General features: G+C 46.5%; 17 protein-coding genes and 2 pseudogenes. 18 read left to right on the top strand and 1 reads right to left on the bottom strand.

What is annotated here, in order from left to right; all coding sequences use genetic code 11:
* Window positions 1-241: 241 nt before the first annotated feature.
* The 18 genes and pseudogenes from ASC40_RS07375 (at window position 242) to ASC40_RS07290 (ending at window position 23260) form a co-directional block, all read left to right on the top strand.
* On the top strand, window positions 242-796 hold the full coding sequence (locus tag ASC40_RS07375) for an acyloxyacyl hydrolase (protein WP_055439161.1): 555 nt from the start codon (window positions 242-244) through the stop codon (window positions 794-796).
* Window positions 797-938: 142 nt separating this feature from the next.
* Window positions 939-1574, top strand: a complete 636-nt coding sequence (locus tag ASC40_RS07370; RefSeq protein WP_055439160.1) for a porin family protein — start codon at window positions 939-941, stop codon at window positions 1572-1574.
* A 180-nt stretch (window positions 1575-1754) separates the two neighbouring features.
* Window positions 1755-2921 carry a nucleotide sugar dehydrogenase gene (locus ASC40_RS07365; RefSeq protein WP_055439159.1) on the top strand — a complete coding sequence of 389 codons (1167 nt, stop codon included), beginning with the start codon at window positions 1755-1757 and terminating at the stop codon, window positions 2919-2921.
* 93 nt (window positions 2922-3014) lie between these two features.
* Entirely contained in the window at window positions 3015-4514 is a 1500-nt protein-coding gene (pgi, locus tag ASC40_RS07360) for a glucose-6-phosphate isomerase (protein WP_055439158.1), read from the top strand.
* Between the two features lie 124 nt (window positions 4515-4638).
* The gene (rfaH, locus tag ASC40_RS07355) at window positions 4639-5133 is read left to right on the top strand and encodes a transcription/translation regulatory transformer protein RfaH (protein WP_055439157.1); all 495 of its coding nucleotides are present in this window, start codon (window positions 4639-4641) and stop codon (window positions 5131-5133) included.
* Between the two features lie 400 nt (window positions 5134-5533).
* A complete protein-coding gene (locus ASC40_RS11925) occupies window positions 5534-5803 on the top strand; it encodes a hypothetical protein (protein ID WP_055439156.1) in 270 nt (89 codons plus the stop codon).
* A 77-nt stretch (window positions 5804-5880) separates the two neighbouring features.
* On the top strand, window positions 5881-7572 hold the full coding sequence (locus tag ASC40_RS07345; protein WP_055439155.1) for a YjbF family lipoprotein: 1692 nt from the start codon (window positions 5881-5883) through the stop codon (window positions 7570-7572).
* A 227-nt stretch (window positions 7573-7799) separates the two neighbouring features.
* A complete protein-coding gene (locus ASC40_RS07340; RefSeq protein WP_055439154.1) occupies window positions 7800-9887 on the top strand; it encodes a YjbH domain-containing protein in 2088 nt (695 codons plus the stop codon).
* An 87-nt stretch (window positions 9888-9974) separates the two neighbouring features.
* Window positions 9975-11105, top strand: a complete 1131-nt coding sequence (locus tag ASC40_RS07335; protein WP_055439153.1) for a polysaccharide export protein — start codon at window positions 9975-9977, stop codon at window positions 11103-11105.
* Between the two features lie 99 nt (window positions 11106-11204).
* Window positions 11205-11654: a low molecular weight protein-tyrosine-phosphatase gene (locus ASC40_RS07330; RefSeq protein WP_055439152.1), complete on the top strand. Its 450-nt coding sequence runs from the start codon at window positions 11205-11207 to the stop codon at window positions 11652-11654.
* 110 nt (window positions 11655-11764) lie between these two features.
* Complete coding sequence (locus tag ASC40_RS07325) at window positions 11765-13948, top strand: polysaccharide biosynthesis tyrosine autokinase (protein WP_055439151.1); 2184 nt, start codon at window positions 11765-11767, stop codon at window positions 13946-13948.
* A 149-nt stretch (window positions 13949-14097) separates the two neighbouring features.
* A pseudogene (locus tag ASC40_RS07320) lies at window positions 14098-15096 on the top strand (IS3 family transposase).
* A 150-nt stretch (window positions 15097-15246) separates the two neighbouring features.
* Window positions 15247-16683 carry an MATE family efflux transporter gene (locus tag ASC40_RS07315; RefSeq protein ID WP_425415066.1) on the top strand — a complete coding sequence of 479 codons (1437 nt, stop codon included), beginning with the start codon at window positions 15247-15249 and terminating at the stop codon, window positions 16681-16683.
* Window positions 16680-17762, top strand: coding sequence for an NAD-dependent epimerase/dehydratase family protein (locus ASC40_RS07310; protein WP_055439149.1), 1083 nt, complete (start codon window positions 16680-16682; stop codon window positions 17760-17762). The genes ASC40_RS07315 and ASC40_RS07310 overlap by 4 nt, the downstream gene beginning before the upstream one ends.
* Window positions 17759-19507, top strand: a complete 1749-nt coding sequence (locus ASC40_RS07305; protein ID WP_055439148.1) for a thiamine pyrophosphate-binding protein — start codon at window positions 17759-17761, stop codon at window positions 19505-19507. The genes ASC40_RS07310 and ASC40_RS07305 overlap by 4 nt, the downstream gene beginning before the upstream one ends.
* Window positions 19508-19510: 3 nt before the next feature.
* Window positions 19511-20647: a polysaccharide pyruvyl transferase family protein gene (locus ASC40_RS07300; RefSeq protein WP_055439147.1), complete on the top strand. Its 1137-nt coding sequence runs from the start codon at window positions 19511-19513 to the stop codon at window positions 20645-20647.
* Window positions 20634-22160, top strand: coding sequence for a hypothetical protein (locus ASC40_RS07295; RefSeq protein WP_055439146.1), 1527 nt, complete (start codon window positions 20634-20636; stop codon window positions 22158-22160). The genes ASC40_RS07300 and ASC40_RS07295 overlap by 14 nt, the downstream gene beginning before the upstream one ends.
* A 197-nt stretch (window positions 22161-22357) precedes the next feature.
* Window positions 22358-23260, top strand: a complete 903-nt coding sequence (locus tag ASC40_RS07290; protein ID WP_055439145.1) for a glycosyltransferase family 2 protein — start codon at window positions 22358-22360, stop codon at window positions 23258-23260.
* A 116-nt stretch (window positions 23261-23376) separates the two neighbouring features.
* Here ASC40_RS07290 and ASC40_RS12015 read toward each other — a convergent pair.
* Window positions 23377-23508, bottom strand: a pseudogene (locus ASC40_RS12015) (IS256 family transposase); the annotation flags it as partial.
* Window positions 23509-23666: the final 158 nt, after the last annotated feature.

Here is a 23666-nt window from a genome sequence, read left to right as displayed (position 1 = left end):
GAGGGGTGCAGACCCAGCTCCAGACCATGGTGCGCACCAGGGGCGGCCTCGGGTCTGCACCCCTCTCTCGCAACAAGTGTAGCAAGAACAAAGAACCGCGCTCCCCCGCCCATCCTTAGTTTCGAATTTATCGAACCCTGCTATCGATTTAACTCTACGCCTTTAAACTTACATACATTCGTGTATGTATGTAAAATATCGCCATCGTTTCCCTGAGTAGTTAAAGGTGTAAGTAAGCGGTATGCATCTAAAGAAATTATCGAACTTTTTATACGGATTAACCTTTTTTGCAGCTGTCGTTGGTGCGATATATGTCCCGACGGCCAAAGCCAACGAGCTGCATGTGGCGGCGAGCTATTCCACTGAGCATTTAAATGGGCTTCGAGCCGGGTATCGCTGGACCGACGGCCCAACTATCGTGCCGCAGTCGTGGCTGGCGGCCATCGGAAGCCCACGCGTTCATTGGGAAGCAGCCGTGAACAGTTGGGTGAACTCGCGACGCTCGAGCGAACGCATTAACGCGCTAACCTTCAGCCCGGTTTTGCAATGGGCACTCGCGCCACAATTGTTCTTGGAAGCCGGCATCGGCGTGTCATTGTTTGATGAGACGCGCATTAGCGATCGCGAGCTATCTATCGCTTTTCAATTTGAAGACCGGATTGGTCTGAGCTGGCAGTTTGATACGCATGCCGGCACGCGCCTTAGCTTTGGCTACGCCCATTATTCGCAAGCCGACATTCAACGGCCTAATGACGGGTTGGACTTGTGGGTACTTAGCTGGCATCAACCGTTTTAACCGTAGAAAAGGGGGCGGCCCCTGGTCCGGACCAGGGTCTGCACCCCTCTCTCCCCCCTCTCGTGCCCCTTGCGCAGCAACTCCCCGCAGATTACAATCGCCGCCATTAATACCAACAAAAAAAAACAGTAAGGAAACTTAAATGTTAAAACTAACGAAAGTTGCAATGGCGTTAGCAGCAGTAGCTTTTTCTGCAGGCTCTGTATCCGTAGCGCAAGCGCAAGAAACCGCGCAACCAAGCTTCAATTACGTGTCAGGTACCGTGCACCAAGTTGACCTAGATGGCGAAAAACTGAATGGCTTCGGCATCGACTTCGGCTTCGACGTTACCGAACAAGTATTCGCAGAAGTGCAGTATTTCGATGTGGGCGACAGCTACGGCGAATACTTTGGCGCTACCTACGTTGAAGCCGACCTTGACGTGCAGCAGTTATACGCCAACCTTGGCTACAAAATTTTCGAGCAAGACGGCACCGCCATTTATCTATCGGCCGGTTTTGCCTATGCAAAAGCAACGTACGACATTAGCGGCTTTGGCAGTGAGTCATTCGACGACAACGGCTACAACGTGCAAATGGGCATTCGCCATCGCTTCAACCAACAGTTCGAAGTTGACGCGAACATGCGCCATTACGACATGGGTGATGACGTAAACGACCAAGAGTTCGCGCTTACCGGTCGCTACTACATCAACAATGAGTTCAGCCTCCTGCTCGGCTATACCGCAGCGGGCGATGACGTCAGCTACACGCGCGTTGGCGCCACTTGGCATTTTTAATGCTTGAGGAGGGGGCGGCCCCTGGTCCAGACCATGGTCCGGACCAGGGTCTGCACCCCTCTCTCGCATTTATCCACCCAAACCCTTGCGCCAAGCCTCCGTCCCTCATACAATACGCCACTTACACAAAAATTAACAAAATCCCAAAGATTACAATAAAGCTACAAGGAAGAGGTCGCGATGAAAATTGCAGTAGCGGGCACCGGTTACGTTGGCTTATCGAATGCCGTACTTTTGGCGCAGCACAACGAAGTAACCGCCGTTGATATCGTTGAAGCCAAAGTAGAACTTATCAACAAGCGAAAGTCGCCAATTGCCGATAAGGAAATCGAAGAGTATCTAGAAACCAAATGGTTGAACCTCAAGGCCACCACAAACACCGAAGAAGCTTACAAAGACGCCGAATTTGTCATTGTGGCGACGCCAACGGACTACGATCCGAAAACCAATTATTTCAACACCAGCACGGTGGAAAAAGCCATCACCGCCATACGCGCGGTGAACAAAACCTGCACTATTGTTATTAAGTCGACCATTCCAGTGGGCTATACCAAGTCATTGCAGCACGCCTATAACGACGAAAACATTATCTTCTCGCCAGAGTTCTTAAGAGAAGGCCGGGCGCTGTACGACAACTTGTATCCAAGCCGCATCATTGTGGGCGCACAAACCGAGCAAGCGAGAGAATTCGCTGAATTGTTGCAGCAGGGCGCGATTAAACAAGACATCGAAACGCTATTCACCGACTCAACTGAAGCCGAAGCGATTAAGCTATTTGCCAATACGTATTTGGCCATGCGCGTTGCCTACTTTAACGAACTCGACTCGTACGCCGAAACGCACGGCTTAAATGCCAAGCAAATTATCGACGGCGTGTGCCTTGATCCGCGCATTGGTTCGCACTACAACAACCCAAGTTTCGGCTACGGCGGCTACTGCTTGCCGAAAGACACCAAGCAGCTGTTGGCCAACTACGAAGACGTGCCGCAAACGCTCATTCAGGCTATCGTCGACGCCAACCGCACCCGCAAAGATTTCGTCGCGGAGAGCATTTTGAAGCGTCAGCCGAAATGCGTCGGCATTTACCGCCTAGTCATGAAAACTGGCTCGGACAACTTCCGCGCCTCGGCCGTGCAGGGCATTATGAAGCGCCTGAAAGCCAAGGGCGTCGAGGTGATTGTGTACGAACCCGTGCTGCAAGAGCCAACGTTCTTCAACTCGAAAGTCATCAACGACCTGCAGGAATTTAAAAACTCGTGCTGCCTGATTGTGTCGAACCGACTCACCGAAGAACTACAAGACGTTGCCGACCGCGTGTATACTCGCGACTTATTCGGCAGTGATTAGTGGTTGAGAAGGGTGCAGACCCGGGTCCGGACCTTGGTCCGGACCCGGGTCTGCACCCCCCTCTCCCCTCTTTTAGAACAAGGAGAATACCCCATGGTCAACAACACCCCAGCACAAGCACAGCAGACCATAGAAACGGACTTTCTGAACCTAGATTACAGCTTCCAAGGCCTCACCGCCGAAGAGCTAAAAAAATACGCCGCCACCAAGCTGCCAAAAAACTTCCAACAACTCAAACAGCAACTGGCTAAAGGCGAATACCAAAACAAAACCGAAAACCGCACCGTTAGCCACATGCTCAACCGCAGCATTCATAACGTGGTGAAAGCCGGCAACGGCAAAAACCGTTTCACCGAAATTGTGCGAACCCTACGCAGCGGCAAATGGCTTGGCGCTACCGGCAAACCCATACAAAATGTCGTCAACATTGGCGTGGGCGGCAGCGACTTAGGCCCCATGATGGGCTCGTTCGCGCTGAAAGAATTCGCCGACGACAACCCGCTGCACCAATTAAACACGCACTTTGTCAGCTCTATGGACGGCGGCCAGCTGTACGCGGTGCTGCCCATTATTGACCCCGAAACGACGCTGTTTATTATTGCCAGCAAAAGCTTCGGCACTATCGATACGCTGGCCAACGTCGCCACCGTAAAAGAGTGGATAAAACCAAAACTCACACAAGAACAATGGCTTGCAAACCACGTTATAGGCGTAAGCGCCAACAACCAAGCCATGACCGACTTCGGCATACCGCCCGCGCAGCAAATTAGCTTTGCCGACTCGGTAGGCGGGCGCTTCAGTTTGTGGTCCGCCATTGGCTTACCCATTGCGCTTACCGTGGGCAGCAACCAGTTCAGCAAAATGCTCGACGGCGCGAAAGCCATGGACGACCACTTTGTACAAACCGATGACCCAACGCAAAACATACCCACAGCGCTCGCGCTCATTGGCCTGTACAACCGTCAAGAACGCAACATAAACAATCTGGCAATTTTGCCGTACGACGGCCGCTTACGTTACCTGCCCAGCTACATGCAGCAGCTGGACATGGAAAGCAACGGCAAGCAAGCCACGCACGACAACCAAGCGCTCAGCACGCCAACGGGCCCCATTATTTGGGGTGGCTTTGGCCCGAACGGCCAACACGCGTTCTTCCAGCATTTGCACCAAGGGTGGGATAAATTCACCGCCGACTTTATTGCCGTGTTGCACCGCCAAGCGCCGGGCTTCACTAAAGAAGTGCAAAACGCCCTAAGAGAACAGCAACGCCTAGCTGTGAGCAATTGCTTAGCGCATCGTAAGCTCATGTGGGAAGGCTTCAAAAGCCCGAACGACCCGCGCAACGAATACGTGGGCCACCACCCAACCAACTTACTGTACGTAGATGAGCTAACGCCGCAAAGCTTTGGCGCCCTCATTGCGGCCTACGAGCACAAAGTGTTCACCCAAGGCGTTATTTGGGGCATTAATAGCTTTGATCAGCCGGGCGTCGAAAAAGGCAAGCATTGCGCCGTCGATATTCTAAAAACCATCGACGGCCACAGCCAACAAAGCTTCGACCCCAGCACCGACGCCATAATTAAACGCATGTAGCCCGGCGTTATACGCCGGGTGGCACAACGTGCCGTTATTGTTCAATTCAACATTTACGGTGACTGCGTCACCACCCGGCTTCCCGTACGAAAAGAACGCCGGGCAACGAAAATGAGGCCCCAAAATGACCTGGTACGTAGTAAGAACCAAGCCACGCCAAGAAACCCGTGCCCGCCAAAACTTGGAGAACCAGGAGATAGAAGCGTTTTTGCCGGAAATTACCCTGCAAAAAATACGCCGAGGCAAGCGCACCGCGGTTACCGAGCCGTTATTCCCGGGCTATATATTCGCCAACCTAGACGACTACGCCGGCAAATTTCACAAAGTGCGCAGCACCTTCGGCGTGGCCAAAATGTTAACCTTTGGCGAAACCCCTGCGACAATTCCTGATGCACTCATTCAAGAAATGCACCAAATAAACGCCGACACCCAACAAAAAGCACAACAAAGTGCTATGCCCCAAGTGGGCGAAAAAGTAGAAATAACCTACGGGCCGTTCAAGGGTTTTATGGCCGAAATAGTACAACTTGATGGCGAAAGCCGTTGTATTGTCTTACTAAATTGGCTGCAAAAAGAAGTGAAAGCCACCCTCGAATTTAATGAAATTAGACGATCGTAAATTTTGTTAACTGTTCGTTGTTTGCGTTAGCCAAATGTGCTTTAATAGCAAGGCTTTCAGCTCACTTCGGGAATGAAGTGATATGCTGAAAAAATACACAAAACAATAACAAATATCGGTTTAAGGAAAGACCAAAGCCTGCCTAAACAGAACAAGCAGCAGTCAACTTTTCCTTAAGCGCCAGAAAACAATAAGTTTTTCGAATGCTCGCATGCGAGCAACCGGCATTTGGGGGCCGCAACCCACGGGCGGTAGCGTGTCTAACGGTTAGCCCACAGCACGCCCAGAAAGCATGAACAAAATTTACACAAATATCTTGCAAGATATCTTGCAAACCGCGCGATAATTACCTATTCTGACAAGTAATTCTCGCACACGGATAGAATCCAAGGAGTACACTATGAAAACTTTAACCGCATTATTCGCTGCTGCCGCTTTAGCCGCTTCTCCTGCTGTATTAGCACAAGGTGAAGGCGCTGGTGGTGCTGCAGGTGGCGCAGGTGCTGGTGCAGGCGCTGCTGGCGCAGGTGCTGCAGTAACAACCGTTGGTGGTGTTGCAATCACTACTGGCGCTATCGTAGCCGGTGCTGTCGCTGTTGGCGTTGTTGCAACTGTTGCAACTGAAGACGACGACGCAGCTCCAACAACCACTACTACTGCAACTAACTAAGAACAACCGTTCTAGTAGTTGAAAGTAAAAAGCTATATCTAGAAAGCCGCTGATACCCTCAGTGGCTTTTTTAATGGATGAAAGCCATTAATTCTCGCATGACTTTGCACACTAGCTACCGCATTGGCGCTTTGTTGACACTGGCATTAACCCTTACCGGTTGCGCCCAGCAACACGATCAACAGCAGCCAGCTCAGCAGCAAGCAGCACACTCAGCTCAAAAGCAACAAGAGCAAGAAGGGTTTCTTGGCCAGCCGGCAGAAGAAAGCCTGAAACTGCTGTTTAGTAGCCAAGAAGACTACACTCTTACCCCAGAGCAAGCGCGCGCACTGCCGTACGCCGCCAATTATGCTCGGGTGGGTGAGGGCGCGCGCGGAATTGTGGTGCTAGGCGAAAACGACAATGTGGTGCAAAACGGCAACGTATTAGGCCTACGCCAGCAGTGGTTTACCAGCGCCAAAGAAGTAGTAGAAACCTACAACGGCCGCGTCATTAGCCTACAAAATTTGAATACCCCACAGGTGAAGCATCTGTGGATTACCCGCGTCACTGATGCAAACAGCCAGAACGCAAGCACCCCGAACACTGAATACCGTGAGTACCACATTGACGCGCGCGTACCCTCGGCATACCACACCGCGCACAAGCCGCACTACATGACCAAGCGCCACAGCTACAAAGTGACAACGCTGAATGCCGGCGAAACCGAACAACTGACGCTACCAAACGGCCGTATCATCAACGCGACCATAGTCCGCGAATTACTCTCCCAAAACGGCGAGCCACAAGCGACCAACGAGTTCTTCAGTGACCCAGCCACCGGCCGCATAGTGCACAGCAAGCAATGGCTTGGCCCAGAGCTTGGTTATTTTGAGTTCACCGAAGTGCAGCCCTACAACGGCGGCGCCGGCAATATGCAAAACTGGGCCTTTAGCGCCGTTGGTGCAAAGTCAGGCACCGAACAAGAATTTCAGCAGCTCACCACCACCGACGGCAGCAATCCGTTGCAGTACACAGAAGTACGCGTGGTTGAGGGCAGCCGCAAGCACACCGGCCTGTTCTACGCCAACAGCCGCTTAAACCAAGCCGTAACTGAATACCACAGAAACGGCGTGCAGCAACCCTATTACGAACCGCTAACCCGGCTAAGCAGCGCCAAGCTCGAGCAACAATTTGCCGCGCGCAAGCAGGGCATGGCCACCAAGCTGGCGCTTCTGGTGCAAACCTACAAGCACGACGGTAACGAAGAACTGGCCAAGCACGCCAGCGCGCTCGCCACCAGTTTTAGCCACTGGCCACTCAAAGCTACCTATATTCACGGCATGAGCCTAGCCAATGCGCGCCTAGACTTAGCGCAAAACCCAGTGCTGAATACCGCCGATGCCACCACTAGCTCAAGCCATATTCCGTATTACGAGCTGCACCTAAACCAAGCGCCGCTTGGCTTGCAGACCACCCAGCAGGTGGGGTTAACCTATTTAAACCCGGAATATGTGTACGTTATTGACGCCTTTGGCGTGATCACCAAAGTGCCCATGCAACATTACAACAGCAACGCCGCCCAGCGCGCGATAGCCGAACAGCCGGGCGCCGTGGTGCTGTATAGCATTAACGACAGTGACCTGCCTAAAGGCTTTCGCGACATAAACCTGCAGCTAGCTCAGTTTTTGCAGCACTGGCAGTTTTCTGTCAAATGGCAGAATAACCTGTCAAACGACACAAAAATAAATAAAAACATGTCAAATGACACAAAGGCGAGTAAAAAGTGAGCAGGGTCGGTCACGCTTTGTCGCATTGTGCTTTCACTAGGCAAAAAAGTGCCAGAAGGCAACAAGCCAAAAAGAACGCACTCACACTGGCCATTGCCGCCATATTGCTCAGCCCTGCGACATATTCTGTCGCAAGTGCAGCAGCAAACGCTGACACAAGCACCAGCACAACCTCTGGAGTACCCCTAGGTCCGCTCGCACAAAGCGACTTTGGCGGTGTTGGTCTTATGCAAACGCCCACCGCGCGCATGAACCCGTACGGCGAAATGAGCATAAATTACGCAGATAGCGACATATACCGTCGCACCGCGTTTAGCATTCAGCTGTTTCCGTGGCTAGAAACCACCGCGCGTTACACCGATATTCGCGACCGTTTATACAGCAATAACCCCGACTTTAGCGGTGATCAAACCCTAAAAGACAAAGGCTTCGACGCCAAGCTGCTATTAAATTACGAAGGCAAGTATATGCCGCAGTTTGCGGTAGGCTTGCAAGACGTGGGCGGTACCGGCATTTTTGCCGGCGAGTATATTGTTGCCAACAAACGCTTTAGTGCCGGCAGCGCGGGCAGCTTCGACGTTAGCCTAGGTATGGGCTGGGGCTATTTAGGCCGCCGCGACAACATCAGCAACCCGTTTTGCGACATTGCCGACCGGATGTGTCAGCGCGAACAAGGCTTCACCGGCCGCGGCGGCAAGTTTGAAGTAGACAAATGGTTCCGTGGCCCAGCCGCGGTATTTGGTGGCGTACAATACTACGTGCCCATGCCAGAAGCTTGGGGCGGCTTAAGCCTAATGGCCGAGTACGACCCCAACGACTACAAGCAAGACCGCGCTGGCGTACCCATTGAAGTAGACTCGCCCTGGAACTTCGGCGCCAATTACGCACTAAACCAAAACATTAGCTTTAAAGTAGGCTACCAGCGCGGCAACACCGTCACCTTTGGCTTTACCTTAAATTACAACTTTAACAGCGCCCACCAGCTCAAACTTGAGCCAGCCAAGCGCCAAGCACAAGCCAACCATGTTGCCCCGGCAACCTTAAATGAAGTTGACTATGATAGGTTAGCAAATGATCTGCTGGTCGAAGCCGGTTGGCGTGTAGCCCGGCGTTCCACGCCGGGACGCGACAACGTCGCGGTTATTGCCGATGACATCGATCAATCATCGGGCATCGCCCCCGGCCTTACCTTATCGAAAGAACGCCGGGCTACGGTCACGTTGGAGGCAACCCAAACCCGCTTCCGCAACACAGCCGAAGCCGTCGATCGCGCAGCCAGAATACTGGCCGACGCATTGCCCGAGCACATTACCGAATACCAAATAAAAGAATTCAGCGGTAACCTTGGCATTAAACAGCACAACATCAATGCCGAAGCCTATAAAACTGCATACCGTGGCGAGCGTTTTCATACCCAAACACAAAACGCCATTCACACCACCAGTGTGAACCCAAAAACCGCCATAACCGCCAATAACAACGAATTCAAAAACGACTTTACCTGGTCAATACAACCCGACCTTGACCAAAGCTTTGGCGGCGCAGAAGACTTTTACATATACCAGCTAAGCCTAAAAGCCAACGCGAAGTACACCTTAACCAACGCGTGGGACATCAGCGGCAAGCTAGGTATTGACGTGGCCAACAGCTACGACAAGTTTAACTTTTTAATCGACGGCCAAGACACCCCACTGCCACGCGTGCGCACCCGCATACGCGAATACGCCGTTAACCAAAACGTTTGGCTAGAAAACCTACAAGCCACCTACACCAAGCAGCTTGGCAACAACCTATTTGCCAGCGCCTACGGCGGTTATTTAGAGCGCATGTTTGGTGGGGTAGGCGGCGAAGTGCTGTATCGGCCATTAAACTCGAATTTTGCCTACGGCCTAGACCTAAACTATGTAAAACAGCGTGACCCCTACCAAGATTTAGGGTTTGATGACTACAGCGTACTCACTGGCCATGCCAGTTTTTACTATAACGCTGATAAACTAATGGGCGGCGCCTTTGGCAACAGCACCGTTATAGCCCGTGTTGGCCGGTTTTTAGCCAAAGACGAAGGCATACAATTAGAATACCAACACGAATTTGACTCGGGCGTAATAGCTGGGGCATTTGCCGCGTTTACCAACGTTAGCGACGAAGACTACGGCGAAGGCAGCTTTACCAAAGGCTTTTACCTAAGCATACCCTTTGACTTATTCTTTGTGCGCAACACCAAAACCCGCGGCACCATAGGCTGGATGCCCATACTGCGCGACGGCGGCCAAATGCTCCACCGCTCACGCCCGTTGTACAATAATGTGAAGTAGCCCGGCGTTCCACGCCGGGACGAGCGCAGCGAGGTAAATCCCTCGGCGCACAAAACAAATTTTGAATAAAACTGGAACAAAACACGAATGACCAACTTAAAACTCACCGTTCTAGCCCTATCCACCTTATTCACAGCAAGCTGCGCCTTCGCCCCCGGCGGCCATATAGACCAAGGCGGCAGCATGTTTGCGTCAAGTGACGACGACTTCAGCAATGCCGACTTTAATAAACTGGTGGAAACCCACACCATTTCGCCCATGTTGCTGAGCGAGTTAAACGCCAACCAGCCCAAGCCGCAGTTCAACGAACAACTGCAAGCCGCCATGGGCAACTACGACTATAAAGTAGGCAAAGGCGACGTACTGCTCATTACCGTATGGAACCACCCAGAACTCACCATTCCAGCTGGCTCAATGCGTGACCCAGTAGATGCAGGTAACTGGGTACACAACGACGGCAGCATTTTTTACCCATACGTCGGCCGCGTAAAAGTAGAAGGCCTAAAAGTGACTGAAATTCGGGACATTTTGGCCGACAAACTAGCCAAGTACATTGAAAGCCCACAAGTCGACGTTACCGTAGCCGGCTTTCGCAGCCAACGCGTATACGTAACCGGCGAAGTACAAAAACCAGGTGTGTTGCCTGTAACTAACGTGCCCATGACCCTAATTGAAGCGGTAAGCGCCTCAGGCGGGTTAACCCCAGAAGCAGATTGGACCACCGTAACGCTCACCCGTAACGGCCAGGAACGCGCTTTTAACCTGCGCGAGCTATACCAGCAAGGCAATACCGACCAAAACATTCTGTTACAACCGAACGACGTACTGCACGTAGCGCGTAACGACCAGAACAAAGTATTTGTGCTGGGCGAAGTACGCCAACCGAAAAGCTACATGATGGGCCGCAGCGGTATGACCCTAGCCGAAGCCTTGGCCGACGCCGGCGGCTGGTTTGAAGCCACCGCCAACGCCGAAGGCGTATTTGTAATTCGCATCGCTGACCCTGCGACAGGGCGTGTCGCAGACGTATACCAACTGAATGCCAAAAACGCCACCGCGCTAGTGCTGGCCGAGCAGTTCAAACTACAACAACGCGACATTGTATACGTAACCGCCGCGCCAGTAGCGCGCTGGAACCGCGTCATCAGCCAGCTACTCCCGTCCATCACCGGCCTCTACTCACTGGGTAGATTCCAAGACGACATAAGCAGCAACTAATGTTGGTCGCTTGCGCTCCCGCTGTTGTAGCCCGGCGTTCCACGCCGGGACGAGCGCAGCTCGGTTAATCTAGCAACCAATAACGAGTAACGAATAACGATGTTCAATAAAATACTAGTTGTTTGTCTAGGCAACATCTGTCGCAGCCCAACCGCCCAGTTTATGCTGCAGCAACGCCTGCCGAACAAAACCGTACACAGTGCCGGCATTACCGCCATGAAACACAGTGACGGCAAAGGTTGGGACATGGACAAAACCGCACGCAGCATTGCCGAAAAACACGGCCATAGCTTCCCGGTACACGAAGCCCAGCAATTAACACGCGAGTTAATAAGTCATTACGACCTTATATTGGTAATGGAGCACAACCACCGCAACCACATAGCCCAGCGCTACCCAGAAGCCCAAGCCAAAACCATGCTTCTAGGACAGTGGTTAGAAAAAGGTGGCAAAGAAATTCCAGACCCATACAAAAAAAGCGACGAAGTATACGAACACGTACTAAAGCTTATTGACCAAGCCACCGATAAATGGGCAACTAAGCTTTAATGTTGATGGCTGACGCCATCCATTTTGTAGCCCGGCGTTCCACGCCGGGTGGCGCAACGCGCCGTTATTCTACCCAATTACTCGATTTAAATTTTACAAGGTAATCTCAAATGCAGAATTCGCCATCTCCAGCCCAGCAACGCAACGATGACGACGAAATTGATTTAGGCCGCTTGTTCGGCCTATTAATCGACCACAAATGGCTAATCGCCGGCATTACCACCAGCTTTGCCGCATTGGGTGTGGTGTACGCATTACTAGCAACACCCATTTACCAAGCAGATGCCTTACTGCAAGTTGAGAAAAAATCGTCAGGCATGCCAGCACTTGGTGAAATGGCAGAAATGTTTGCCCAAGAAAGCGAAGCCGCCACTGAAATTGAGATCATGAAGTCACGCATGGTAGTGGGCACCGTTGTTGACCAATTGAAACTAACCAACGTCGTTACCCCAAACTACATGCCAGTTATCGGTGATTTTCTAGCGCGCCGCGCAAAAGAACAAGACCGCGTACTTATTGAAAACTTGAACGTATCGCAAGCAGAACTAGGCAAAGCTTTAGAACTTGAAATTAAAGACAAAATTTTCACGTTATATGACAGCGAAGGCGAAGAAGTACTAACCGGTGTAGTTGGAGCACCAGCAGAAAAAGGGGAGTGGTTTGTTCATATTGCGGATGCAACTACACCGAATACTAATAGCTTTACGTTAATTAAGAAAACGCGATTAAAAGCTATCACGGACATTCAAGAAGAATTAGATATTAGCGAACGCGGTAAGCAAACGGGTATTCTTAGCGCAAGTATTCAAAATGCTGACGGTAACTATGCTGTAGACGTGTTAAACGCCGTAACCAACGAATACATGCTACAAAACATTCGCCGTAATGCAGCTGAAGCGGAAAACAGCTTAGAATTTTTACAACGCCAAATTCCAACCATAAAAGAAAACCTAAACGATGCCGAAGAAAAGCTAAACCAATACCGTTTAGAAAGCCAGTCAGTTGATTTAACCATTGAAACAGAAGGCTTACTAAAGCAGTTAGTGGATTTAGAGAAACAAATTAACGAGCTCTCATTGAAAGAAGCTGAATTAAGCCGTTTGTATACCAAACAGCACCCAAGTTATCAGGCGCTTATTGAGCAGAAAGCCAATTTACAAGCCGACCGCAAGCGTTTAGCCGACCAAATTCAAAACCTGCCAGAAACACAACAACAAGTACTGCGTTACACTCGTGACGTAGAAGTAAATCAAGAAATTTACTTACAGTTACTTAACCGCATGCAAGAACTGAACGTGTTAAAGGCAGGTACCGTAGGTAACGTACGTATTCTTGACGAAGCCGTTGTTAAACCAGAGCCTGTAGCTCCGAAAAAACCTTTGATAGTTGTACTAGCAACTATGCTAGGCGGTATGTTAGCCGTAGGTATTGTATTTGTGCGTGCTATGTTTAACCGCGGTGTAGAAACATCTGAGCAGTTAGAACAAGAAGGCATAAACGTTTATGCCTCAGTACCTAAGTCTGACACTCAAGAAAACATGAACGAGAAGTTGGTTAAGCTTGCAAAGCGCAAACAAACAGATGCCGTGCGAGCACCATTACTCGCTAAAGAAGACCCAACAGATTTAGCTATTGAATCATTACGTGGCCTTCGCACAAGCTTGCACTTCGCTATGTTAGAAGCACGCAACAACATCATCATGATCTCAGGCCCAAGCCCAGGTGTGGGTAAAAGCTTTGTAACGGGGAACTTAGCTGCTGTACTTGCTCAAACAGGTGCTAAAGTGCTGCTAATTGATGGTGACATTCGTCGCGGTTATTTACACAACATGATGAACGCCGTGAATGATAAAGGCCTAGCTGATTTCCTAGCGGCCCGAGATGCCACAGGTGATTTGAATTACAAAGCCTACACGCAATCTGGATACGTAGATAACCTCGATTTTATGCCTCGTGGTACGTCTGCTCCGAATCCAGCTGAACTATTGATGCATAGCCGCATGGAGCAGCTGATGGAACAAACAGCGAACGATTACGACTACGTACTAATAGATACACCACCGATTCTTGCAGTAACGGATGCAGCCATTGTGGGACGATATGCAGGAACCACGTTATTGATTGCCCGCTTTGGGATGACCCCAGCCAAAGAGCTAGTGCACACAGTTAAACGATTTGAACAAAACGGTGTTGAAGTAAAAGGCGCCATCTTGAACAGCATAGAGCGTAAAGCAAGTTCTTATTACGGGTATGGGTATAACTACCATTATGGTTATGCTTATAAGAGCCAATAGATTTTGACTGTGTTTCGGTTTCGATAAATTGCTACGTAACATCGCCTATATAGCGTCGTCCTAAGCTTCAGCATTACTGTTCATTATGATCCGTACCAGTACTTTGGGATACCGAGCTAAGTGAGTAAAATCACTTAACGAGGTGAATCATGAAAGCAAATAAAACACGCAAAGTCCACACACAAGAATTTAAAGCAGAAGCCCTGAAATTAGCTGAAAGAATAGGCGTTGCAGCAGCGGCTAGAGAACTGCTATCCACTTCGCGAAGAACCAAACATAGCCAGATTTGAGTTTATTCTTGAGCATCAGCATCAATTCAGCTTAAAGCGGATGGTGAACGTGCTCAACGTATCGCGTAGTGGGTATTCCTCCTGGCGGAAACATAGTCAGACAGTCAATCCTCGAGAGCAGCGTCAAATTGAGCGAGACGAGGCGATTAAGCAGGCATTTATTGACTCGAAAGAGCGCAGCGGCGCTCGGCGTATCCAAGTGGATTTGGCAGAGCTCGACATGAACCCGACATCAAAACTATTCGCAATAGTATGATACGCCAGGGCCTTGTACCTAAGGCTGCACGTAAATTTAAGGTCACCACGGACAGTAAGCACAATCAGCCTGTGGCGCCAAACTTGCTGGAGCAAGATTTTACGGCAAGTACTCCGAATCAAAAGTGGGTTGGCGATATCACGTATTTATTCACTAGTGAGGGCTGGCTGTACCTAGCGGTAATCATCGATTTATATTCACGCTCGGTTGTTGCCTGGTCGATGAGTAACCGAATGACCGCAACGTCGGTGTGTGATGCTCTGAAAATGGCTTTATTTCGCAGAGGCTTTCCCAAAGGGAGCATTGTTCACAGCGACCGAGGTAGTCAATATTGTTCAAACGATTATCGAGATTTAATTAAAAAAAAACATAGACTTACTCAGAGTATGAGCCGAAAAGGAAATTATTGGGATAATGCCTGTGCCGAAAGCTTCTTTCACTCATTAAAGGTCGAAGCCTTGCAGGACGAGCCCATCATGGATCGAGAAAATATGCGCCGAGCAGTCTTTGAGTACATCGAAGTTGATTACAACAAGACAAGAAGGCATAGTGCTATTGGCTATCTCAGCCCAGAGAACTTTGAATTAAAAAATAGTGCTTAGCAAAGTGTCCACTTTTAGTGGTACGGATCAGGAAATTGTAGGGATAGAAGAGAAGTAATGTCCAGCTCCCGAGTTCTTAAAAACACATTGGCTCTTTACACTCGCCAAATCATTATTATTTTCATCACGCTGTATTCCTTGCGGGTGGTTTTGAATGAGCTAGGTACAGACGACTATGGAGTGTACAGTGTAATCACTGGCTTTGTTACGTTACTCGCTTTCTTACCAGGAAGTATGGCAAGTGCAACCCAGCGTTTTTTTTCCTTCGCCATGGGAGAAAATAATAGCGAAAAACTAAAACAAACATTTAGTGTAAATCTGCTGATGTATGTAGCCATTGCAGTGATAGCTTATGGTTTGTTGCAAACAGTAGGTCTTTGGTATGTTACTGAGTATTTAAAAATACCCGATGAACGTTTTGATGCCGCCATAACCCTTTACCATTACACTTCGCTGATGTTTGTTTTTTCAATATTTACAGCACCTTTCATTGCAATTTTGATAGCCCACGAAGATATGCATTTATATGCCATGGTTTCTGTTGTCGATGCCGTAGCGAAGCTTGGTGTTGCCTTAGCATTAGCCTACGTTGACAGTGATGTGCTAGTGTTTTATGGTTTGGCGCTATTTGCTCTTTCTGCTTGCCTTGCGGCTTTTTACATTAGTGTTTGTGTAAAAAAATACGCAGAATGCCAGTTAAGAAAACTTTACTGGAGCACAAGCCTGCTTAAAGAAATTTTAGGCTTCACGGTCTGGACATTGTTGGGACAAATTAGCACTGCCTTTCGCAACCAAGCGGTAACAGTATTGGTAAACCAAATGTTTAACCCAGCGATAGTTGCTGCTCGCGCTATTGCTTTAAATGTTGCAAGTCAAGTAGCTGTTTTTTCAAACAACTTAAATACTGGGCTGTACCCTCCCATAATTAAGTCGTATGCCGCCAAGCAAAAAGACGAAATGATGTCGCTTGTATTTAACGGCTCTAAGCTAACATTTTTTTTAATGTGGGTGTTTGCATTACCCATGTTGTTGGAAATGGAGGCCATACTAACACTATGGTTGAAAACACCGCCACCTGCTACCGTGCTGTTTACACAACTAGCGATAGTTGAATCTCTTATTTTTGCATTAAGCATGCCCCTAGCAACGGCGGCCAGAGCGCCGGGCAAAATGGCAATGTACGAATTTATTTTAGGTAGCATACAAATAGCTATTTTCTTTGTGTCTTGGTGGGTATTAAGCCTTGGCTATTCAGCTGAGTGGGTGTTTTATGTTGCCATAGCGGCAAACGTGCTTATGTTTAAAATGCGTTTGTTGTTGGTTAATTATTTAACAGGCTTACCTGTGCTGCCCTATTACAAAAAGGTAGTAGTGCCAATTTTATTGGTTCTGCTGCTCTCAACGCTAAGTAGTGTTTTGGTTTTACATAGCCTGCCTAATAATTTATTTACTGCTACATTCGTTATCGTATTTTCTATGGCAATATCCACCATAGCTATGTATTACTTGGGCTTAGATAAGCACTGGCGTCAGAAAGTAGCAACGGTGCTGCAAAACAAGTTATTTAAAAACATGAAGCTCGCATGAAAGTTTTAGTATTAGGTGGCACAGGAGCAATGGGTGTGCACTTGGTGCGCGACCTAGCCGATGCTGGCCATAATGTGCATGTTACTTCGCGCTCTCGTAATGGAAGAAAAGGCAGCATTAATTTTATCCAAGGCAACGCCCATGATTTGAGTTTTTTGAACCATATATTGAGTGAGCACTGGGATGGTATCGTCGATTTTATGGTGTATTCAACGGAGCAATTTAAGGCTCGGAATGAGCAGTTATTAAAATCGACCTCTCACTATTTATATCTAAGTTCTTCAAGAGTATATGCCAACTCTGATGTACCACTCACAGAAAATTCACCTCGCCTATTAGATACATGTAACGACCATACTTATCTAGCAACAGATGAATATGCGTTAACCAAGGCACGCCAAGAAGATATTCTGTTTAACAGCCCCTATAAAAACTGGACCATCATCCGCCCTTATATCACCTACGATACTGAACGCTTGCAGCTAGGCGTGTTAGAAAAAGAGGACTGGTTATATCGTACCTTGCATGGGCGCAGTGTTGTTCTGGCCAAAGAGATCTTAACGGCACAAACCACCATGACATCGGGCAGGGATGTAGCCAAAGCGATGGCGGCATTGCTTGGTAACGTTAGCGCACAAGGTGAAGCCTTTCATATCACAACCGATGAAAATATATGCTGGCAGCAAGTTGCTAATATTTACAAGGAAACTCTGCAAGCTCAGGGAATCGAATTAAACATTGTTGAACAAAATACGGCTGATTTTTTAGCCTGGCGTACAGGGAAGTATCAGGTTATTTACGATAGGCTTTATGATCGCATTTTCGATAACTCTAAGATAAAACGATTTGTCGATACCTCTGATTTTGTTTTTCCAGCAAATGGATTAAAAGAGTGTATGAATGAGTTTCTATCGTCTAAACTTTATTCGTTTAAAGTGCCAAATTGGCAAGAAGAAGCTCTAAAAGATCGTATAACGAAACAAAGTACAGCATTAAAAGAAATTGCTGGCAGCAAGCAAAAAATTAAATATCTCTTATTTAAGACCCTACCTGCAGTAGCAAGGATACTAACAAAATGAAATGTTATTCCACTACCGAAAAAAACGCTTTAATTGTTATTTCATTACTGAAAGCGCATGGCATCAGATATGTTATTGCATCGCCTGGTACAACTAATAACGCACTGATTGGCAGTATTCAAAAAGACCCATTTTTTACTATCTTCTCTGCTGTAGATGAACGCTCTGCTGCCTACATGGCTTGTGGCTTAGCGGCAGAAACTAATGAACCTGTGGTGATTAGTTGTACAGGTGCAACGGCTTCGCGTAACTATGCACCAGGCATGACAGAAGCCTATTACCGCAAGCTGCCTGTATTAGCCATTACCTCCACACAGCAGATAGGCCGCATTGGCCATCATATTGCACAAGTAATAGATAGAAGCGTCATTTCAAATGACGTAGCTAACTTCAGTGTTACTTTGCCTGTAGTAAAAGATGAAGAAGATTTTTGGGATTGTGAAGTTAAAGTCAATCAAGCCATTCTAGAGCTTACACGTAATGGCGGTGGGCCTGTTCATATCAACTTGCCAACCACCTACAGCAAGCCGTTTACCGAAAAAGAGGGTATTCAATGCCGTGTTATCAACCGCATTGGGTTTAACGATGCGTTTCCCGAAATTTCGGAAAACAGCAAAGTGGCCGTATTTATTGGTTCGCATAAAAACTGGAAAAAAGAAGAAACGAAAGCGTTAGAAGAATTTTGTGAAGCCTATAACGCGGTGGTTTTTTGTGATCATACTAGTGGCTATCGTGGAAAAAATAGATTGTTTTTTTCATTGGCGGCTGCACAAGAATTGTTAAATCGTGAAGAATATCTTCCAGATTTAACTATACATATAGGTGAGATAACGGGTGATTACCCCACGCTAGGCATGTCAGGTAAAGAGGTTTGGAGAGTCAACGAAGACGGCGAAGTTCGAGATACCTTCCGAAAATTACGTTACGTATTTGCCATGCCTGAATTTTTGTTCTTTGCAAAAATGGCCAAACAAGCGAAAGGAAATCCATCAAAACAATATTTTGAGCATTGTCAAAACTTGCTTAAAAGTATTCAAAGCAAAGTTCCCGAAGTACCATTTTCTAATGTTTGGTTGGCATCCAAAATGGCTGCTAAAATTCCCGCTGGCTCGGCTGTGCATTTTGGTATTTTAAATAGCCTAAGAACGTGGAATTTCTATGATTTACCTGAAAGCGTAACCAGTTGCTCCAATGTGGGTGGTTTCGGTATTGATGGCGGTGTCTCATCATTGTTAGGCGCTTCGCTGGCCAACCCTGAAAAACTCTATTACGCAGTAATAGGCGACTTAGCCTTTTTCTACGACTTAAACGCTATTGGCAATCGCCATACGGGCAATAACTTACGCATCCTCATGGTAAACAATGGTAAAGGTACAGAGTTTCGTCTTTACAACCACCATGCGGCCCACTTTGGCAAAGATGGCGACGAGTTTGTAGCAGCGGCAGGCCACTATGGCAACAAATCACACACACTCATTAAAAACTACGCAGAAAATTTAGGGTTTGAATATCTAACGGCTAGTAACAAGCAAGAGTTTGAAGTGGTTTATCAACGTTTCTTAGAGCCTAAAGTAACAGACAAACCCATGCTATTTGAAGTATTCACCGATAGCGAAGAAGAAAGCGAAGCACTGAAGATAATGCATCGCATAGAAGTGAGCGCTGAAGGCAAAGCTAAACAGGTTATGAAAAGTGTAATAGGCCAGAAAGGCGTAGACGTAGTGAAGAAAATTATAAAACGGTAAATTATGAAAATCGCAATTCTCACCCAACCATTGCACAACAACTACGGTGGCAACCTTCAAAACTTTGCTTTGCAAAAAGTATTAAAAGATATGGGGCATGAGCCTGTTACCATCGACAGGCATCACCCCATCAAACTACGAGCAAAGCTAAGACTTGGCTATTTTAAGCGTTTGGTTTTTCACTATTTAAAAGGACAGCCCAAACCTAGTTTTAAGGCCTACTTTTCAAATAAGCACCTAGCTACCAAGCGTGAAGAAATTACTCGTTTTATAGGTACATACATCACCAAAACGCCAAGACTTTACTCTGACGTTGCCGTGCAAAAAGCCTTTGCTCAAGGCAAGTTTGATGCCGTGGTAGTAGGTAGCGACCAATGTTGGAGGCCAATGTATTCGCCTAACATTTATAGCTATTTTTTAGATTTCTTAAGCCAAAATAACGGCATAAAAAAAATGGCTTATGCTGCTTCGTTTGGCACTGATGAGTGGGAATACACAGCCGAACAAACTGAACGTTGCAAACAGCTTACACAGCAATTTGGCAAAATAACCGTGCGTGAAAAAGCCGCAGTTGGGCTAGTTAAAGAAAAGCTAAACGCAGATGCCGAGTTTGTATTAGATCCAACACTATTGTTAAACAAAGAAGATTATCAGCAGCTATTTAACTGTTTAAGCCTGCCTGCCAATAAAGGTATTTACACCTACATACTCGACAGCAGCGACTGGAAGCAACAAATCGTTGAAACCGCTAAAAGCACATTAAGTTTGCCTCAATACAGCAACCAACATAATGAACAGACACTTGAAGAACAAAAAATTCCCAGCATAGAAGGCTGGATAAAAGGCTTTGCTGATGCCGATTTCGTCATCACCGACTCATTCCACGGCACAGTGTTCTCAATTATTTTTAACAAACCTTTTATCAGCCTGGTAAACATCAACCGAGGCGCATCAAGGTTTGAATCTATTTTGAGTGAATTTGACTTACTGGATAGGTTGGTAGGTGAGTTTGACAAAAAACAAGTGGAGGACTTGCTAGACAGCTCTATTGACTATGGAACAGTGCAAGAAAAATTGCAGAGCTTGCGCGGACATTCGTTTGAGCTTTTGAAGGCTGGGCTAAAGAATGGAAAAAAGTAAACCCAAAGTATCATTCTTTTTTGGCGCAGGGGCCGAAGTTGCCTATGGCATGCCAAGCGGTGGCGAGTTTGCATTAGAAATTTTTCGGTCAATTTCTTCTAAAGATAAAGATCAGCTAAAGGAACAATTGGCGCAAGTTGAGACAACCAGTAATCAGATCGCTTGGTTCCCCGATGAACTGGGGAGTCAGCGCGTTACGGTATTCGGAAAAACCAATTTCGATAGCGTTATCAGCTCCACTTTAGAAGCAAGAAGACAGGATGTTGTTGCAGCAATTCTTAATTTTGATAAGTATGCTGAAAGAGTTGTAAACGAGTTTGCAAAACTTGACCAAAGCGTAGATATACCCAGGGTTTTAAAGGTTCTAGGCTGTGAGCCAGGCACTAAAACTTTTGCTCAAGAAATAGTCTTAAATAACAGCCTCACAGGAAAAAACTTGGATGGGCTTTTTGGTTCTGATTATTTCTCAGCATACATGGATATTATTAGGAAAGGTGGCTTTTCAGAAAGCTATTCTGATAATGTTACTATGTTAATTCGCTCATTAATCGAGCTACTTATTGGCGCGCTTGGTAAAGAGCTGGTTAATACTTTAAATAGTAATATCTTCAAAAAAGCTCCCGATGATGTGGCATTGTTTGATGATATTGGCGGGATATTTCGCTTAGATTTCAGGCGGGTTGGTCTTGATGCATTCGAGCATCTACTTAAAGAAAAGCCGTTTAATATTCGCTCGCAAGAGCTTATTAAAAATATGTCTGATAATCAGTATGTTGCTTACCAGTTCTTGCTGCGCCTATATGAGCTAATTTTTTCTTCAGTTGCCGATTACCAAGCGCTTGTAGACTCACACTTTTCTTATTTATATCAACCTAAAAAAGAATGGGGCAAGTTTTGTAAAATAACCACTTTTTTATTCACGGTTCATCGTTATATGTCTGAGCAAGTAGAGCAATGTAAAAAGGGCCAAGGTTATTATGAAGATATAAAGAATTCTAATGAGCTAGATATAAGGGCCATAGCTACGAGCAACTATACCAATTTCATTAGTAGAACTGGATGCTCTGGCATTTTTCATTTAAATGGAAAATTATCTGATTGGTATGATCCTTATAAAAACGAAATAACAGATGAATCTAATAACGTTTTCAAAGTGCCATTACTTTTTACGCAAAGTGGCACAAAACCATTAACTAGCATATCTATGTCGCGAAGATATATTGATTATTATGATGCATCGAAAAAAAGTGATGTAATAATAGTTATTGGTTATGGATTTAACGCAGATGATGGACATATAAATACACTGCTGCGCTCATTGATTGATGATGAAGATAAAAAACTTGTAGTTTTGGATTACAACTGCAATGACGTTGGCCAGCGTAAAAAAGAAATTCAACGCAGCTTACGCTGCGATAAAAAAAACAATATTCATGTATTAAACGTAGATGCTGAGCGTTTGGTGGATGGGAAAAGCTGGTTAGGAGCGGTAGTGGGGAAAATGCATGAGTGAGCTAGTTTCCAGAGAGTGTTCAATATTCTGTGTCAGCCAAGTTTTCATAAGTCTATATGATCATCCGGTCGACCGTCGAAGTGAATGCTTAGTTTGCTTTTTGGCGTGGTATTCTCTGTGTTTATTTGGCTGAGCGTTACAGCTGTTTAAGATGAATACAAGGTGGTAACGATCGCTTAAATATAGAGTTGAAAATAATGGTATTTACCCACGCACCTATATCGGTAATTATTACTACATTTAATGATTACCAATTTCTCGAACAAGCAATTGAATCGGTTTTAGAACAGTTATTGTTACCTAGTGAGATTATTGTTATTGATGATGGATCTGAATTACCTGAAGCCGAAGTAATTACAAATAAATTTATCGAAAATGATAAAAACGTGAAAGTTAGTTTTTATTGTAAAGTAAATGGCGGCGCATCAAGTGCTAGAAACCTTGGACTTCAAAAGTCTACTTATGAATACATCGCTTTTTTAGATGTCGATGACAAAATGTTGCCAAACAATCTTTTAGATAAATATAACTTGATCAAAAACTTGAATGAAGATTATTTTGGTGTGTACGGAACAGCAATTCGCTCTACGGGCGAAACTGAAATATTTCCTGATACAGATGGTATCGCTAATACGGATGAACTAGATATTCAGGGGAAAGGAATACCTGGCGGCTCTCCATTTTTCCTATTTAACAAGAGTGCACTAGCTCAAGTTGGGGGCTTTGATGAAGAGCTAAAGTGTAATGAAGATTACGATATATTAATTAGGTTAATAAAAGCTGAAAAGAAAGTTAAAGGCTGTACTCCAGCAGGATTTTATAGAAATTTAAGGCAAAACTCACTTTCACGCCCTTCAGATCCAGCTAAAAACTTTACCAGGGTTATGTTTTTTTTAGAAAAAGCAGAGTGGTTAAACTACTACAGTTTCGAATGTTTAAACCAGCGAAAAATGGCAACGCATATTACTTATGTAAAAGGGTTGCTAGAGGAACGACAATATATTAAAGCCTTTAAATACGCACGAAAAGGGTTTAAATACAGTAAGCCAGTAACAGGTAAACAAAAGATCGTTTACTTTGCATCGTTGTCTTTTTTGTAAGGTGGTAAGGTAGTGTTCAGAATTCTGTGTCATTTCGATAAACTAAGCAAAAACGAGATGACACATGTGTATTAGCGAGACTGTAAAAGATTTTGTGTAAATGGCTGGTTTCACTGTTAAATCCGATCCTGATATATAATCTCGAACTGTGCCATCGCTGGCTTCCAGTTGCGTATGGGCATAGTCCACTTTTTTGAAGCCTGATGCAAGGCCAAGTACAGCACCTTCATGACGGCTTCGTCGTTAGGGCCCCCTCTGGCAGGATTGTTGACACTACTTAAAAATTAACCAGTTGGGGCGTTAAGGCTTGTTGTAATCCCCCCATTTTAAGCAGCAGTTATTCGTAGAATTAATGAACCGCTTGCGTTAATTGTTTGGGCGGAATGCCTCCGATGGCCGTGTTAGG

Source organism: Pseudidiomarina woesei (assembly GCF_001418345.1).
Lineage (GTDB): Bacteria > Pseudomonadota > Gammaproteobacteria > Enterobacterales > Alteromonadaceae > Pseudidiomarina > Pseudidiomarina woesei.
The sequence above is the reverse complement of the archived record's forward strand: the minus strand, read 5'-3'. Positions and strand labels throughout refer to the sequence as shown.

Excerpts from the sequence above, each read along its gene's own strand:
- ASC40_RS07375 (WP_055439161.1), top strand. The coding sequence starts at position 242 with ATGCATCTAAAGAAATTATCGAACTTTTTATACGGATTAACCTTTTTT.
- ASC40_RS07370 (WP_055439160.1), top strand. The coding sequence starts at position 939 with ATGTTAAAACTAACGAAAGTTGCAATGGCGTTAGCAGCAGTAGCTTTT.
- ASC40_RS07365 (WP_055439159.1), top strand. The coding sequence starts at position 1,755 with ATGAAAATTGCAGTAGCGGGCACCGGTTACGTTGGCTTATCGAATGCC.
- pgi (WP_055439158.1), top strand. The coding sequence starts at position 3,015 with ATGGTCAACAACACCCCAGCACAAGCACAGCAGACCATAGAAACGGAC.
- rfaH (WP_055439157.1), top strand. The coding sequence starts at position 4,639 with ATGACCTGGTACGTAGTAAGAACCAAGCCACGCCAAGAAACCCGTGCC.
- ASC40_RS11925 (WP_055439156.1), top strand. The coding sequence starts at position 5,534 with ATGAAAACTTTAACCGCATTATTCGCTGCTGCCGCTTTAGCCGCTTCT.
- ASC40_RS07345 (WP_055439155.1), top strand. The coding sequence starts at position 5,881 with ATGAAAGCCATTAATTCTCGCATGACTTTGCACACTAGCTACCGCATT.
- ASC40_RS07340 (WP_055439154.1), top strand. The coding sequence starts at position 7,800 with ATGCAAACGCCCACCGCGCGCATGAACCCGTACGGCGAAATGAGCATA.
- ASC40_RS07335 (WP_055439153.1), top strand. The coding sequence starts at position 9,975 with ATGACCAACTTAAAACTCACCGTTCTAGCCCTATCCACCTTATTCACA.
- ASC40_RS07330 (WP_055439152.1), top strand. The coding sequence starts at position 11,205 with ATGTTCAATAAAATACTAGTTGTTTGTCTAGGCAACATCTGTCGCAGC.
- ASC40_RS07325 (WP_055439151.1), top strand. The coding sequence starts at position 11,765 with ATGCAGAATTCGCCATCTCCAGCCCAGCAACGCAACGATGACGACGAA.
- ASC40_RS07310 (WP_055439149.1), top strand. The coding sequence starts at position 16,680 with ATGAAAGTTTTAGTATTAGGTGGCACAGGAGCAATGGGTGTGCACTTG.
- ASC40_RS07305 (WP_055439148.1), top strand. The coding sequence starts at position 17,759 with ATGAAATGTTATTCCACTACCGAAAAAAACGCTTTAATTGTTATTTCA.
- ASC40_RS07300 (WP_055439147.1), top strand. The coding sequence starts at position 19,511 with ATGAAAATCGCAATTCTCACCCAACCATTGCACAACAACTACGGTGGC.
- ASC40_RS07295 (WP_055439146.1), top strand. The coding sequence starts at position 20,634 with ATGGAAAAAAGTAAACCCAAAGTATCATTCTTTTTTGGCGCAGGGGCC.
- ASC40_RS07290 (WP_055439145.1), top strand. The coding sequence starts at position 22,358 with ATGGTATTTACCCACGCACCTATATCGGTAATTATTACTACATTTAAT.